Origin of the sequence: Mesobacillus zeae (assembly GCF_003570705.1) — a bacterium.
GTDB classification, from domain to species: domain Bacteria; phylum Bacillota; class Bacilli; order Bacillales; family Cytobacillaceae; genus Mesobacillus_C; species Mesobacillus_C zeae.
On the sequence record NZ_QWVT01000015.1, the window covers coordinates 127,982 to 141,628 of the forward strand.

Here is a 13,647-nt window from a genome sequence, read left to right on the forward strand (position 1 = left end):
CCTGCTGATGTTTTTCTTAGTGGGAGTGTCCGGAGAACATGACCCAAATGGAACCTGCAACGATGACGACTGCAATGAAGGCTGCATACAGGATGTTGATTGTCAGCGCTGCTTTATCTTCTCCTTCATTCATATGCATGAACATATAAAGCTGAAGAGCTGCCTGGGTAACGGCGAGAGAGCCGATGATCCAAATAATTGTATTCATGGGCAACGAAGTTTGCAATGCTACCCATGCAGCTCCAAATGTGAGCAGAAGAGACATGAAGAAACCGATAACGTGGCTGATAGGGAAACTTTTTGTTGTTTTTTCCATTTAAGACACCAACCCTGCTAAATATACGAACGTAAAGATGAAAATCCATACAACGTCCAGAAAGTGCCAGTATAATCCGATAATAAAAGTTTTTCGGGCAGTTACTGGCGTTAAGCCGCGCTGTAGGAGCTGTATGATCAGCAGGACCGCCCAGCCGATCCCCAAAGTTACGTGAAGGCCGTGCGTACCCAGAAGTACGAAGAAGCTTGAAAGAAAAGCGCTCGTCTGCATTGTTGCTCCTTGATGTACATAATGGGTGAACTCCTGGATTTCCATGTAAAGGAATCCTCCGCCCAGCAACAGGGTAATGACGAGCCATACCAGCATTCCTTTTAGCTGGTGACGGCGCATTTCAAAAATGGCGATTCCCATTGTAAAGCTGCTTGTCAAGAGCAGCATCGTCTGGATCATGACATCTTTGATGATAAAGAGATCTTGCTGCATCGGGCCGCCAGCATGCCGATGGCCAAGTACGCCATATACGCCAAACAGTGTCGCGAAAAGGACGATTTCGGCGCCTAGGAAGATCCAGAAACCTAAAATGTTCATTCTGTTTTGTTCCGTCTGGTATTCGAGCGGAAGGGCAGTATCGATTTTAGCTGACATGGTTTTTCACTCCTTTGCCTACATTTCTCCAGCTGCTTTCCGTTTTGATAATTTCGTCTTTATGGACATGGAATCCCTCATCATAATCAAATGACCGGAAAATCAGCCCAGCGAAGATGCCGATTGATGCGATGGCTGCTGCAATTGTCCATTCAAAGACAAGGAAGAAGCCTGCGACAAGGAAGACGTTGCCCATATAGAACGGAATCCATGTATTGCTAGGCATGTGGATTTCTTCAATTTCATCTTCATTTAATGTTTTAATCTCATTATTCTTTTTCATATGCCAGAAAGCATCAAGACTTTTCACTTCTGGAAGCACAGCAAAGTTATAATGTTGAACTGGTGAAGCTGTAGCCCATTCCAATGTCCTTGCATCCCATGGATCATTTGAAATGTTCCTGTCAGCATAGCGTGCGCTCCAATAGATGTTGTAGACGAGTACCGCAAAGCCGGCTGCCAGAATAATTGCTCCAATAGCAGATGTCAGCATAAGCGGTCCGAAGCCGGTTTCTTCGGAATATGTGTATGCACGGCGTACCGCACCATCAAGGCCAAGGAAGAACATTGGCATGAACGTAAGGTTAAACCCAATTGTGAATAGCCAGAAATGCCATTTGCCGATTTTTTCGTTGAGTATATAGCCGAACATTTTCGGCCACCAGTAGTAGAATGCTGCAAACAGCGGGAATACGACACCTGGTATCAGTACATAGTGGAAATGGGCTACAAGGAACAGGGTGTTGTGATATTGATAGTCAGCCGCAGCCATTGCAAGCATGACGCCTGTCACACCTCCAATGACAAAGTTTGGAACGAAAGCAAGCGCCCAAAGCATGGCCGTTGTAAACTTAATTCGCCCTTTTCTCATGGTAAACAGCCAGTTAAAGACCTTTACTCCTGTCGGTATGGCAATCATCATGGTGGTGATGGAGAAAAAGGAGTTAGCTGCTGAGCTGTTGCCCATCGTAAAGAAGTGATGCACCCATACTAGCATACTCAATACGGCAATCAGGGTAATGGAAATAACCATGCTCTTATAGCCGTACAATGTTTTACGGGCAAAAGTAGAGATCACTTCTGATAGTATTCCAAATGCCGGAAGGACAACGATGTACACTTCAGGGTGGCCCCAAAGCCAGAACAGGTTGGCCCAAAGCATGTCCATGCCTCCACCCGATATTGTAAAGAAGTGAGTGCCGAAAATCCGGTCAAAAGTCATCAGGGCAAGTGCAACAGTGAAAATAGGGAAGCTGGCAACAATAATGATGCTTGTAATGAACGATGTCCATGTAAACATTGGCATCTTAAGCATTGTCATACCTTTAATTCTCATTTTCAGGATCGTAACAACAAAGTTGATTCCTGACATCAAAGTTCCTGCCCCGGCAATCTGCAGGGCGACCGCGTAAAAGTTATTTCCGATCCCTGGGCTGAATTCCTTTCCGGCAAGCGGGAAATAGGAGGTCCAGCCTGCATCCGGCGAGCCGCCGATTACAAAAGAAATATTGAACAACATGGCCCCACTGAATGTGAGCCAGAAACTAAGCGCGTTCAACTGCGGAAAAGCAACATCACGTGCGCCGATTTGCAAAGGCACAACGAAATTCATGACACCAATGAGGAGAGGCATTGCTACAAAGAGAATCATAACGACGCCATGAGTTGTGAAAACTTCATTGTAATGCTGGGCGTCGAGGAAAGTATTCTCAGGAACTGAGGTTTGTGCCCTCATCATCAACCCATCCACACCACCGCGAAAGAACATGAGGATTCCGACAAGGATATAAAGAATCCCGATTTTCTTATGGTCAACAGTTGTCAGCCAATCCTTCCACAGCCATTTCCATTTTTTAAAATAAGTCAGGGCAGCTACTGCGCCAACCGACGTGAGAACAATGGCAATCTGAGAAGCCAGAATTAGTGGATCCCCTGTTACAAAAAATTCACTCCAATTAATGCCCATTGTGTTCACCTCCGTGTGAATCGTTAGTCTCTTCATTCATATTTCCATGCTGGCTATGATCCGTTCCATGTTGATTGTGATCGGTTTCCAGTTTTTCTTCTTTAAATATCTTTCCAGGATAGCCATGTTCACGTTTATAAAGTTCTGGTTTAATATAATTCTGTGACTGTCCCTTGGAATGGTCCACCCAATCAAGATGTGTATTAGAGAATGTTTTTCTGCCAAGATGCGAAGGTTCAAGCATTTTTTCATATTCTTTTTCGGAAAGTTTAGGAGCTGTCGCTTTGACCTCCTTAACCCATTTGTCAAAGTCTTTTTGGGTTTGAGACTGGACTTCAAATTCCATTTCAGCATAGCCTTTCCCGTTAAAGTTTGTATTCCGGCCCATATACGAACCAGGGTTGTCAGCAACAAGATAAAGCTGAGTTTCAGCGTTTGCCATGGAGTACTTTTGTCCGCCAAGCGACGGAATCCAGAAGCTCTGCATGGTGCTTGCAGATGTCAGTCTGAAGTCAATTGGCCTGTCTTCCGGTATATTTACATAGTTTACTGTTTCGATTCCCTGCTCTGGATAGCTAAAAATCCATTTCCAGTCCGCTGAGGTAACATTGACTACGAGCGGTTCTTTTTCCTCATAGCCTTTAGGGATTTTATCCAGCGCATAAATTGTTTTAACAGTAGGGATAGTAAGCGCCACAACGATAATGATTGGTATAAGGGTCCAGATAATCTCAAGCACCGTATTACCATGTTCTTCTGGCGGTTCATAATCAAGGTTTTCTTTTTTTTCCCTGTATTTCCAAACAATAAAGCCGAACAGGGCAAAAACGATAATGATGATCGCAAACATCATGACAAGGGAAAAGTTGATTAGGTCAAGAATGCTCCGGGCGGCAGGTCCCTGTGGCTGAAAAACAACCATATTGTTCTCACAGCCGCTAAGCAGCACAGCACCTAGCAGGGTAGTGAGGACAAGGGACAATTTGGATGCTTTCATTATTGCAGCTCCTTTCGAAAATAGGTTTAGCTATATTGATACAGGGAGGTATCGCTTGTTCAAATGATCACAATCTAAGGCAAACGGAAGGTTTGCTCGATCTATCACACAAAGCTATATAAAAATACTCCCTGAGTCTTCAAGGTGTGACATTTATCACACTGGTTACTTTATAATGATTTTAACATAGAAATTATTAGGATTTGGTGACGGAAATATGAACAATTTGTGAATACAGAACTTGTAAAGTTAGAGGGTTAATATTTTACTCTTGTACAAGATCACTATTATAATAGGAAGGAACATGCTGTGAATTTTCTGTGGATTAAGATTTCTGGAATGTGTTTAAAAAATAATTTTAGGAAAAAGTGAATAAAATGAATCTTTTTTGAAGCACTGCACGTATGTACTTAGACAGAAACACAATACTACCCATCACAGGAGGACACTACATGTTAAAAAAAGCAGCAGCAGCCGTATTGGCTTTCGCAGTTGTATTTTCACCAATTGGATCACAGGTCTTTAATGACCAGACAACGATTGTAAGTGCAAAGGGCTATAAATCGGGAGTGAAACGGTATAACAGCAACCGTTCAACACCTAGTAAAAGCAAACAAAACAATACTTACAATAAGAGTTCTAGCCGAAACAGCAGTGCTAAAAGTAAAAGCCGCGGCTTTATGGGCGGCCTGATGTACGGCGGGATTGCCGGCCTCCTGTTCGGCGGAATGCTGGCAAGCCTTGGGCCAATGGGCCCGCTGTTCGGGATGATCCTGAATATCCTTGGAATCCTGCTCATTATCAGTCTTGTAAAAAGAATCTTTTTTACACGCCGCAACCGTTACAATGAGGACCAAAACCAATGGCGGAAATAGTGATTTCGGAACAGGATATTGTGAATGCCCTTTGCTTGTACACTGCAGAAAAGAAACAGGTAAATCCTGATGATGTCGGAGTCGAACTAATGTATGACGACGATTATGGTTTTTCTGCAGAGACGCATGTCAATGGCAGGAACCAGATTCTCATTACGCAGAATATTATTGAGGCTCTCAGGATGTGGATTGACCTAGAATTAGGAATGGATCCCTATTCTGGTATAGAATTAGCGCTTGATGATGAAGAAGGAATTATTGCGAAAATAAGATAAGAAACAGCCCGTCCAATCTGGACGGGCTGTTTCTTTCCTGCTTCATATTGGCTGTGGATTTATAAAGGGTAACCTGTGTTATAGTTTTTTTCTAAAAAACAGGATATGTCTCTATTCATCCTTTTTAATTCCTTTTTGGAAGGGAAATGTCCTGTATGAAAAGTTTTGTATTCCAATAGGTTTCCAAATAGTTTATGTGCTGGGGCTGCAAGCTTACTATCAGGGAAAAAGATATCATGGGTACCAGTGATAACAAAAACAGGTGATTTAAAGTTCATTAGTTCTTTTTCTGTAGTTAATTTTGGCATCCCTTTTTCTAATGTAACGTTATTAAAAATCATTTCGATAATTTCCCTATCTTTATCCGGGATTTGATTAGTGGACATTGCGTTAGTAATTTTCTTTAAATATTTACTGGATTTAGTTGTTTTGTAGAGTAGTAAGGGGAGAAGTATTTCTTTAATCATGTTCTTTTTTGGTCCCTTCGCAATGCCTGCCGGATGAACGAGAATGGCACAGGCGATTTTCTCTGGCATAAAAGCTGCTAATCTTAATAAAATTCCGCCGCCATATGAAGCACCCAAAACAGCAGTATTTTCAATGTTGTAAAAGTCAAATAAATCTTTCATCCAAAGGGCATAACTGTCGTCTTTGCCTGAGATTCTAGTTTCGTCACTGAAGCCTGGATGACCTATTGTATCAGGTGCATAAATATTATAGTCGTTGAAAGAATCTGTAAACCATGACAGCGTCATTGGATTTATACAATTTCCTCCCTGGAAAATAAACAAAGGTTTTCCATTCTTATTCCCCGTTCTTAGCACATGTGTTATCCCAAACCGTGTCTCAACATATTCTCTTTCTGGCTGTGTCTTAAAATCAGCTAAATATTGAACATATTGCTGCTGGATTGATTGCTTTGCTTTAGGGTTCCGATATATTGATTTCATGTGTCCTCCTCCATGGTTATTCAGCTAACAATACGATTCCAAAAGTTACTTCCTTGATTATAATATATAATAAATACATTATGAATGGACAAAACAGCATATTGTTACGAGATAAATATCCACTCTTGGGGCAGACAGAATCGGGTGGGATGGTTTCTTGCCATGGATGCAGGGCAATATAGATGAAAATAGGTACTGCGGAGAGCTTGAAGAAGGGGACGGTTATGAGCAAATTTGAAGAAACGTATCATGAAGCGATTGAACATACAAAACAAAAATTATTGGAAGATTTGACGCTTTACTTAGGCAGGAACGAGAGCTTGCCGGACTATGGGGACTACAGAGAAGATAGAAAAAGCTATATTGAACAAATATGGATCAATGTTTGGCTGAACAAGGCTGCTAACAGCATTCCGGGAAAAGAGAAAAAAGAGTACTTGAGAAATAGGGGTTTTGCAACAGATGGTATCGATCGTAAACTGATTAACAAGCTGTTCAGGGGAGAGGTGAAAAATCATAAGCCCTTTGACGCATTTACTTGGGTGGATGAAATGTTCGCAGACTGTCAGGATGGCTGGGAGGAGCGCTACGAAAAAGCTAGGGAGGACTACTTAAAAAGACAGGAAGAACTTAAGCTTAAGCAAAGCAGAGAAAAGATCGACAATATCATCAAATCAGCTGCCGAGGATGTAATCGAACAAAATATCGCACACATTTACCTCCGTGTAAGATACCATGCTGCAGTCAGGCTTAAAAAGGACATTGGTTCTAATCCCAAATACCGTTATATAGAACCAATGATGCTTGAAGAGAGGCTTGTGGAAGAAGGCAGTTTCAATCAGGATGACTACCACATGCTTTCGGACTTCTTTAACGAACTCACTGGCGGAATTCACTCGGTCTTGGATTGGGGTAGGAAATCATTTGAGTACGAGTCGTATTATGATAAATATGAAGATATTGTTTTCAGTTTTATTTATGAAGTTGTTCCTGAAATGGTCTTGAACCGCCTCCCTGGCGATCGAAAGAAGCTTTATGAAGAGGCTTATGGTGAAGAGCTTGATGTGTACCTCCTCACTAAAATGATAGAACGAGACCTGCGGGATTTGGCTGATTCTTGCTATGAAGAACTTCAACAGGAATTTTTATCAGATATACTGCGGGTTTCTAATGTACCTTTTGATGAAAAAACTCATTATGATCTGTTTATAAAGGATGAGCAGGAGAGAGAGCGCAGGCTCAAGGAAATCGCGGCAGAGGAAGAACGCAGAAAGGCGGAAGAAGAACGGATTTTAAATGAAATTTTCGCCGAAGAATACGCCCCTTCAGCCGGGAAGAGCCTTAGATATATTCTTCATGTTGGTGAGACGAATACTGGAAAGACTTTCAGGGCATTGGAGAAGATGAAGAGAGCAGAGAGCGGGATATACCTTGCTCCGCTCAGGCTGCTGGCACTAGAAGTATACGAGAAACTGAATGCAGATGGAGTGCCGTGTTCCCTGAAGACAGGAGAAGAAGAAAAGCCCGTACCAGGTGCAGCCCATATGTCCAGTACAGTTGAGATGTTCCGCGAGAAGGATCATTATGAAGTGATTGTGATAGATGAGGCACAGATGATCGCAGATGAAGCTCGCGGCTTTTCATGGTACAGGGCAATTACCAAAGCCAATGCGAGTGAAGTGCATATTATCGGCAGCAGGAATATGAAAGATTTGATGCTTGAATTGCTTGAGGACGAGGACGTCGAAGTGATTGAATATACGCGTGACATTCCCCTCCAGGTTGAAAAAAAAGAGTTCAAGCTGTCCCATACAAAAAAAGGTGATGCTCTTGTCTGTTTTTCCAGAAGGCAAGTGCTTGAAACGGCATCCCGGCTCCAGAGGAACGGTTATCATGTGAGCATGATTTATGGAAGCATGCCTCCGGAAACGAGGCAGAAACAGATACAGCGTTTTATCAACGGAGAGACCCAGGTTGTCGTTGCCACAGATGCAATCGGAATGGGGCTGAACCTGCCAATCCGAAGAATTGTGTTTCTTGAAAATGAAAAGTTTGATGGAACGAGGAGAAGGCGGCTCACCTCACAGGAGGTTAAGCAAATTGCCGGGAGGGCAGGAAGAAAGGGAATATATGAAGTTGGCCGGGTCGCGTTTACTTCGGATATTCCAATGATGGAAGAATTGCTGTCAAAGGATGACAGACCTGTCCTTACTTTTGCGATAGCGCCTACCTCGGGGATTTTTGAGCGTTTTCAGCGATATTACCGGGACCTTGGAGCGTTTTTTGAGCTATGGGACAAATTTGAACCCCCAGCCGGGACGAAAAAGGCGTCTCTCTCTGAAGAAAAAGAGCTTTATGAATATATCCGGGGTACGGAAATTGAAGCAAGAATACCAATGAGGGAACTATATGGATTCCTGCATATCCCATTTGATGCAAAAGAAAGCATTCTTGTGCAACAGTGGCTTGATACTATGCACAGTATCGTCTTCGAATATGAAATACCGGAACCAGTCATCAGGAAAAGAACGCTTGAAGATTTAGAACGCTCCTACAAGTCGATCGGCCTGCATCTTCTATTTCTCTACCGGCTTGACAGGAGAACGGAGGCGGTTTATTGGGAGCGTATCCGGTCGGGTCTTACTGAAGACGTTCATGAGCATTTAAAAAACGAAGTGAAAAACTACCAAAAAAAATGTAAGCGATGCGGCAAAAAGCTTTCTGATGAAGCGAAGTTCCCAATATGCGATTCCTGCTATGAAGGACGATTCAAGAATAAGCACAGATATGGAGGCAAGCGAAGGTGATCATTAGTATTGTGCCGATTCAGGAAGCTGAATCGGCATTTATACTGCTCTTAATCATCGGTGGTATATTTCCAAAATGATTTTATTGATTTTTATCACCATGAGAGATTGTCATTCAATATCATCCTCCTGCTTAAGGCAGGAGGAAACCTTTTCATTTCCTTTTTTTTGATAAAATTATCCTTCGGGGTCGGAATGAATACTCCTAAAAAAAGACAACCACGAATCCTTGATATATAAGGGTTTTCCATGGCCAGCTTTTCCTAGACAATCTTTGTCCGGTGTTTCTTAAATTCCGCCATAACGGTGGGAGCAACTGTGATGGGGCGGAAGCCGGAATCTGTCCTTACTCCTTTTTTATAGCCTAAAGAGGGTTGAATGATTGATTAATCCTTATCTGCGATGTTTCTAAATCAATGCCTTTCCAACGTAACGCAAGTATTTCTTCGGGACGCATCCCTGTGTATATAGGGCAAATACAAATAAGATTTGAATTGACTGAGGGACACATTTGCAATTCTTTTTTTATTACACGATGGCGGAATAGGTAGACGCAAAGTTTCCGAGTCTGATTGGTCAGCCTAATTGCAAGGGCTAAATACCTGGCTTTGAAGATGGGCAAACTGCAAGGTGGAAATCCTTGGTCGTGTATATATACAAAAAGCCAGCTCTAATGCTGGCTAAATTCGTTTCTTCATACCGCACTGTCGGCACTCCCTGATAAATACATAATTACTTACCGAGCTCTTAAAGAGAGCATTGCCGCAGTTATCACAACGGCCGCTGACCTTGTCCGGATATTCGTTGTAGTTATAAATAATGTTCATGTCGTATTCCTGCTTTTCTTTGTCCACTGGTGTCTCCCCTCTCTTAGAAAAATAATAACATAATTAAATCAGGGTTGGAGGTAATATCATGATTCAATGCAATGAATGCAAAAAGAAGTTTCCTCCAAAGTATTTGGAGAAAGAATATGACCAGGGAATCATTGAATCTTATATTCAAGAGAAGCCTTCTTTGAATGGTTTGATGGAGAGTAAAGGAAATAATCCTTTGCTTTTTTTATTATACCGTGATAAAATTCTACCAATCCTTAGCAGGGTGTATCGGTAGGAAACGGTAGGATTTTGGTAGGATACTTAAATAGATTTTAGATTATCCGAAAGAATTTAAGAGTATTACGAAAATCAATTAAACCGTCGAAACATTGATAATAAAGCACTCTTGAGCACTAAGGATCATTTAAGCGTAATTAAAATTTAATAATTGTTCCTTCGGGGTCCCGAGTTGGACGTATCTCAACCGATAGTAAAAATAATAAAAAGCCAATTAAATAGGCTTTTTAAAGGTAATGTCTTTAATTTCGATAAGAGGTCTTTCGCCGAGACCTCCTGAGTGTGATTTTAAACATTCGATTTTTATTGTATCGAAAATAGTAGTCAATATCTGTTTTCTGTTTTCAAACGTGATGTTATACCATTTGGTTTTAATGTTTTCAATTATGCTGTTAATGACATCAGTTGTTGGTGTTTCTTGTCTAATTTCGAGAGAACGGATTAATTCGTTCTCTTTTTCTATTTCATCATCCATTTTTTCTTTATACTCTTTTTTGGTCAAATCTCCATCTACATAAAGTTCTTTCCAGCGTGATTTTCTCTCCTCAATCCGTTTTAATTCCTTTTTAATTTCTTTTGTATTCACTACTTCCTGGTCCGGAACATCAGCTTCAACTTTTATGTAGTGTAAGGATTTTATAAACTCTTGTTCAATCGTATCTTCTGCAATCACTGGCATGTCACAAATTTTATATTCAAACCTTCCGGCACACTTATAAAAACGATGTTCTGACCCGTCAGCTCTTGGTCGCTTTCCTCCATGCATAGCATGCCCACATCGAGCACAGCGCAAAACGGAGGCAAAAGGGTATACGGTTCGAGATTTCCACCCAGTGTTTTTTCGGTCTTTTCGTTTCTTTTTAATGGCATCATACACTTCTTTTGTTATGATCGCAGGGTGATTTCCTTCAACAATTACTTCTTCATAAGTTCGATTACCTTTCTTCGTACGGTAATTCCATCTTAAAGCACCATAATAGACAGGATTAGTAACTACATAATCCACTGCGCTGTGATTCCAAAAAGTTCCCGTCCTAGTTCGAACACCATTCTTATTTAATTCTTCTGTAATCATCTTTTTCCCTTTTGTATGAAAAGACTCAAACATCCACCGAACCCATTTTGCTTCAATTTCATTTATGGCCAAATTTCCGTTTGTGTCTAAATAGTAACCAAAGGGAGCTCGTCCACCATTACGGGAACCTTCTTGGTGTTTTCTTGACATACCCATGTGTGTTCGTTCTGCAAGCTGTTCCCGTTCGAATTGAGCGAGAGAAGCAAAGATATTGATGAGTAACTTTCCTTGTGCTGTGGTTGTGTCGTATGGCTCTGTAACGCTTTTAAAAGCAACATTGTTTTTTTCAAATGTATCAAGTAGGTAATTGATGTCACCTACGTTTCGAGAGAGTCTATCAAGCTTGTAAACTAATACAACGTCAAATTGATTTAACTCAGATAACAGTGATTGCAGCTGTGGTCTCTCCATATTTTTAGCAGATCGGCCTTCCTCTGTATATTCCTTATAAATTGTCCATCCCTGGGAAAAACAGAATGCCCTCATTTTTTCTAATTGTGCTGCTAATGAATATCCCTCTTTGCTTTGCTCCTCAGTGGAAACACGAGGGTATAACGCGGCTTTCATATTATTCACCATCCTTACCATTAATTACATTTGATTATTAAATTTTTTTGTAGCTACAATTTTTTATGCCCACCAAGAGATTAACAGCCATTGCGATTTACCATTTCAAAAAAATGAGAACAAGCACAAAGTTCCTGCATATATTTGCTATAAAAAAGAAAGGGGAGTATTTTGTTTTTTACGCACTTTTCCAAGGGAAAAAACGTTACCTTTCTAAAAAAATCATTCTCGATAAAGACGGAAATGTTATAAGGCTATGACGATTTTGTCGAATGTTGTCTAATTATGTAGTAATCTTGTAAAAACTTTTTAACATATATTCATAAATGAAATATTTAGTGGTACTATTATTATGTACATAAACGAGAACAAGCGTTCCCAATTGAGGGTGGTGAAGTCGTTTTGATGAGAGTGATTGAACAAGTATCGAACGAAAGTAACAACCAATTGGATATCAAAGATTTAATAGCCGCATTATTTGGAATAAATGTCGATTACCAAAAGATTTACGAAAACATAAAAGACACTGCTAATTAGTGTCTTTTTGTTTTTTCAATAAGATATTTAATATTTCAATTGCTTTTTTTGCTTCCTCTTCGTCCAGTTCTTCTCCTCCCCACGTTAGTTTCTTCTCTTTTAATAATTCTTCCAGATCATACGTTTTTGTAATTTCTCCATCAAAAAAATATGCCATCGGTACTTCATATACATCAGCCAGCAATCGTAATGTATCAAAACTTGGTTCTGTCAAATCTTTCTCGTATCTGCTCAATGATTTGTTGTTAATATTGGTCAATTTGGCTACATCCATTTGGTTAAGTTTTTTCTTCTCTCTTGCTCTGCGTAAGCGTTCTCCTACCGTCATATCGCATCACTCCTGAATATGAATATTATCATATCTAAAATAATAAGAAAATTATTTCTAAAAATAATCGATTTTTTTCTTGACGTCTAAGAAAATTAGATGTAAGATTTGGATATAAAATCTAAGAAAATTAGAAATCGGAGGTGAAACAAGTCATGAGCACAAGCGAAAAATTAAAAAACTACATTAAAGAAAATGGGTTGAAATATGGATTTGTTGCTGAAAAATCAGGGATTGACCCCAAAAAATTCTCGAGAATCATTAACGGTCAAACTAGATTGACTGTTGAAGAATTAGAGGTAATTTGTAAAAAGGGTCTTTCTGTTAGCCCGTCTCTTTTTTTAAAATAGTGTTCTAACTTATTGAGATTATATCACGAAAATAAGGAGGAGGAATATGCAAATTTTTCTAAATGAGGAACAATCAAGAATTCTGATTGAAATTGCTTTGAAAGATTTGTTGCCGAAGGAATTGGAATTGATAAAAAAAGAGAAAGAGGCGGCTTTACAACAATCAAACGAGCGCAAAGGCGCATAAGGCACAAAAGATGACGAAATAGAGGGAGTGAAAAGGAAGTGGAACAGGAGATAATTGTTAAACGCAATGATTACTACACTGAAACCGAAGATAGAAACATTTCTAAGCTAAAAATAGATTTTAGGAATATGCACTTCAGCACCTATGATACCTTTAGAAACTACCTCCATATTCAAGTTGGAGAGTATGACGATTTAAACTTTTACCTGGAAATTTCGCCGTATGAAGCAGAGGAAATGTTTTTAGAATTAGCAGAAAAAGCAGGGAAAATTGCTAGAGGATTTTAACATCTAATGTCGCAGTACGATTCAAGTTGACATAAAAAGCGACAGAAAGGAATGAAGGAAATGGCTAATTTAGATGGATTTAAACGCAAGTTTATTGTACTTAAAATGAGTGAGTATGATTTATTATCAACTCCAACAGAGCGTAATCATCTAGCTTCAGTAGGTCGCAAGATTGCAAAACGTAGAGAAGACGAAGGTAAAAAGCCTGTAAATGAGTATCTTGTAATTAATACAGATGAATCATATGCAGATGAAGTTATTGATATTTTAAAGCGTCATGGACACTGGGGCTAATGCACAATTCGACTAAACAGTTTAATACCTATTGAACCATATTAAAAGGAGTGATTTAAATGAAAAACGATAGAGAATTATTAAGAGAAATCGGTTATGATGAAGAACTTTTAAA

The 13,647-nt window shown here is 40.0% G+C and carries 16 protein-coding genes; 8 read left to right on the forward strand and 8 right to left on the reverse strand.

The genetic code is table 11. The features are described 5' to 3' along the window. Positions 1 to 16: 16 nt before the first annotated feature. The 4 genes from qoxD to qoxA are packed head-to-tail and all read right to left on the reverse strand — an operon-like array spanning position 17 to position 3,885. Positions 17 to 316, reverse strand: coding sequence for a cytochrome aa3 quinol oxidase subunit IV (qoxD, locus tag D1970_RS08680; protein ID WP_119112472.1), 300 nt, complete (start codon positions 314 to 316; stop codon positions 17 to 19). Continuing rightward, entirely contained in the window at positions 317 to 922 is a 606-nt protein-coding gene (gene qoxC / locus D1970_RS08685) for a cytochrome aa3 quinol oxidase subunit III (protein WP_119112473.1), read from the reverse strand. After that, positions 912 to 2,888 (reverse strand): cytochrome aa3 quinol oxidase subunit I, encoded by a 1,977-nt coding sequence (gene qoxB, locus D1970_RS08690; protein ID WP_119112474.1) that lies wholly within the window; start codon positions 2,886 to 2,888, stop codon positions 912 to 914. Before qoxB ends, qoxC begins: the two co-directional genes overlap by 11 nt. Then, positions 2,878 to 3,885 carry a cytochrome aa3 quinol oxidase subunit II gene (gene qoxA, locus D1970_RS08695; RefSeq protein WP_119112475.1) on the reverse strand — a complete coding sequence of 336 codons (1,008 nt, stop codon included), beginning with the start codon at positions 3,883 to 3,885 and terminating at the stop codon, positions 2,878 to 2,880. Before qoxA ends, qoxB begins: the two co-directional genes overlap by 11 nt. Before the next feature lie 452 nt (positions 3,886 to 4,337). Here qoxA and D1970_RS08700 point away from each other — a divergent pair, with 452 nt between their 5' ends. Together D1970_RS08700 and D1970_RS08705 are read left to right on the forward strand one after the other, a co-directional pair. Next, on the forward strand, positions 4,338 to 4,760 hold the full coding sequence (locus D1970_RS08700) for a hypothetical protein (protein WP_119112476.1): 423 nt from the start codon (positions 4,338 to 4,340) through the stop codon (positions 4,758 to 4,760). After that, positions 4,748 to 5,035 (forward strand): YxcD family protein, encoded by a 288-nt coding sequence (locus D1970_RS08705; protein WP_119112477.1) that lies wholly within the window; start codon positions 4,748 to 4,750, stop codon positions 5,033 to 5,035. Before D1970_RS08700 ends, D1970_RS08705 begins: the two co-directional genes overlap by 13 nt. A 59-nt stretch (positions 5,036 to 5,094) precedes the next feature. Here the strand turns inward: D1970_RS08705 and D1970_RS08710 are convergent, their stop codons facing one another. Then, positions 5,095 to 5,985, reverse strand: coding sequence for an alpha/beta fold hydrolase (locus D1970_RS08710; protein ID WP_119112478.1), 891 nt, complete (start codon positions 5,983 to 5,985; stop codon positions 5,095 to 5,097). Positions 5,986 to 6,209: 224 nt separating this feature from the next. On the opposite strand from D1970_RS08710, the gene D1970_RS08715 reads away from it, so the two are divergent. Next, positions 6,210 to 8,792: a helicase-related protein gene (locus D1970_RS08715; protein WP_119112479.1), complete on the forward strand. Its 2,583-nt coding sequence runs from the start codon at positions 6,210 to 6,212 to the stop codon at positions 8,790 to 8,792. Between the two features lie 680 nt (positions 8,793 to 9,472). On the opposite strand, the gene D1970_RS22275 is transcribed toward D1970_RS08715, so the two are convergent. Next, positions 9,473 to 9,619 carry a DUF8096 family protein gene (locus D1970_RS22275; RefSeq protein WP_498071989.1) on the reverse strand — a complete coding sequence of 49 codons (147 nt, stop codon included), beginning with the start codon at positions 9,617 to 9,619 and terminating at the stop codon, positions 9,473 to 9,475. Between the two features lie 88 nt (positions 9,620 to 9,707). Here D1970_RS22275 and D1970_RS08720 point away from each other — a divergent pair, with 88 nt between their 5' ends. Further along, on the forward strand, positions 9,708 to 9,905 hold the full coding sequence (locus D1970_RS08720; RefSeq protein WP_119112480.1) for a hypothetical protein: 198 nt from the start codon (positions 9,708 to 9,710) through the stop codon (positions 9,903 to 9,905). Between the two features lie 216 nt (positions 9,906 to 10,121). Here the strand turns inward: D1970_RS08720 and D1970_RS08725 are convergent, their stop codons facing one another. Further along, positions 10,122 to 11,549 carry a recombinase family protein gene (locus D1970_RS08725; RefSeq protein ID WP_181213235.1) on the reverse strand — a complete coding sequence of 476 codons (1,428 nt, stop codon included), beginning with the start codon at positions 11,547 to 11,549 and terminating at the stop codon, positions 10,122 to 10,124. Between the two features lie 529 nt (positions 11,550 to 12,078). After that, complete coding sequence (locus tag D1970_RS08730) at positions 12,079 to 12,414, reverse strand: helix-turn-helix domain-containing protein (protein ID WP_119112482.1); 336 nt, start codon at positions 12,412 to 12,414, stop codon at positions 12,079 to 12,081. Positions 12,415 to 12,569: 155 nt separating this feature from the next. On the opposite strand from D1970_RS08730, the gene D1970_RS08735 reads away from it, so the two are divergent. The 4 genes from D1970_RS08735 to D1970_RS08745 are packed head-to-tail and all read left to right on the forward strand — an operon-like array spanning position 12,570 to position 13,532. Beyond that, complete coding sequence (locus D1970_RS08735; RefSeq protein WP_119112483.1) at positions 12,570 to 12,764, forward strand: helix-turn-helix domain-containing protein; 195 nt, start codon at positions 12,570 to 12,572, stop codon at positions 12,762 to 12,764. 46 nt (positions 12,765 to 12,810) lie between these two features. Continuing rightward, positions 12,811 to 12,951: a hypothetical protein gene (locus tag D1970_RS22280; RefSeq protein ID WP_181213236.1), complete on the forward strand. Its 141-nt coding sequence runs from the start codon at positions 12,811 to 12,813 to the stop codon at positions 12,949 to 12,951. Between the two features lie 38 nt (positions 12,952 to 12,989). Then, positions 12,990 to 13,238 carry a hypothetical protein gene (locus D1970_RS08740; protein WP_119112484.1) on the forward strand — a complete coding sequence of 83 codons (249 nt, stop codon included), beginning with the start codon at positions 12,990 to 12,992 and terminating at the stop codon, positions 13,236 to 13,238. A 60-nt stretch (positions 13,239 to 13,298) separates the two neighbouring features. Beyond that, positions 13,299 to 13,532, forward strand: a complete 234-nt coding sequence (locus D1970_RS08745) for a hypothetical protein (protein WP_119112485.1) — start codon at positions 13,299 to 13,301, stop codon at positions 13,530 to 13,532. The last annotated feature ends 115 nt before the right edge of the window (positions 13,533 to 13,647 follow it).

What these genes read in the sequence shown, in the direction of transcription:
- D1970_RS08700 (WP_119112476.1), top strand. Translation starts at nt 4,338, where the DNA reads ATGTTAAAAAAAGCAGCAGCAGCCGTATTGGCTTTCGCAGTTGTATTT.
- D1970_RS22280 (WP_181213236.1), top strand. Translation starts at nt 12,811, where the DNA reads ATGCAAATTTTTCTAAATGAGGAACAATCAAGAATTCTGATTGAAATT.
- D1970_RS08715 (WP_119112479.1), top strand. Translation starts at nt 6,210, where the DNA reads ATGAGCAAATTTGAAGAAACGTATCATGAAGCGATTGAACATACAAAA.
- D1970_RS08735 (WP_119112483.1), top strand. Translation starts at nt 12,570, where the DNA reads ATGAGCACAAGCGAAAAATTAAAAAACTACATTAAAGAAAATGGGTTG.
- qoxD (WP_119112472.1), bottom strand. Translation starts at nt 316, where the DNA reads ATGGAAAAAACAACAAAAAGTTTCCCTATCAGCCACGTTATCGGTTTC.
- qoxC (WP_119112473.1), bottom strand. Translation starts at nt 922, where the DNA reads ATGTCAGCTAAAATCGATACTGCCCTTCCGCTCGAATACCAGACGGAA.
- D1970_RS08705 (WP_119112477.1), top strand. Translation starts at nt 4,748, where the DNA reads ATGGCGGAAATAGTGATTTCGGAACAGGATATTGTGAATGCCCTTTGC.
- qoxB (WP_119112474.1), bottom strand. Translation starts at nt 2,888, where the DNA reads ATGGGCATTAATTGGAGTGAATTTTTTGTAACAGGGGATCCACTAATT.
- D1970_RS08710 (WP_119112478.1), bottom strand. Translation starts at nt 5,985, where the DNA reads ATGAAATCAATATATCGGAACCCTAAAGCAAAGCAATCAATCCAGCAG.
- qoxA (WP_119112475.1), bottom strand. Translation starts at nt 3,885, where the DNA reads ATGAAAGCATCCAAATTGTCCCTTGTCCTCACTACCCTGCTAGGTGCT.
- D1970_RS08730 (WP_119112482.1), bottom strand. Translation starts at nt 12,414, where the DNA reads ATGACGGTAGGAGAACGCTTACGCAGAGCAAGAGAGAAGAAAAAACTT.
- D1970_RS22275 (WP_498071989.1), bottom strand. Translation starts at nt 9,619, where the DNA reads ATGAACATTATTTATAACTACAACGAATATCCGGACAAGGTCAGCGGC.
- D1970_RS08745 (WP_119112485.1), top strand. Translation starts at nt 13,299, where the DNA reads ATGGCTAATTTAGATGGATTTAAACGCAAGTTTATTGTACTTAAAATG.
- D1970_RS08720 (WP_119112480.1), top strand. Translation starts at nt 9,708, where the DNA reads ATGATTCAATGCAATGAATGCAAAAAGAAGTTTCCTCCAAAGTATTTG.
- D1970_RS08725 (WP_181213235.1), bottom strand. Translation starts at nt 11,549, where the DNA reads ATGAAAGCCGCGTTATACCCTCGTGTTTCCACTGAGGAGCAAAGCAAA.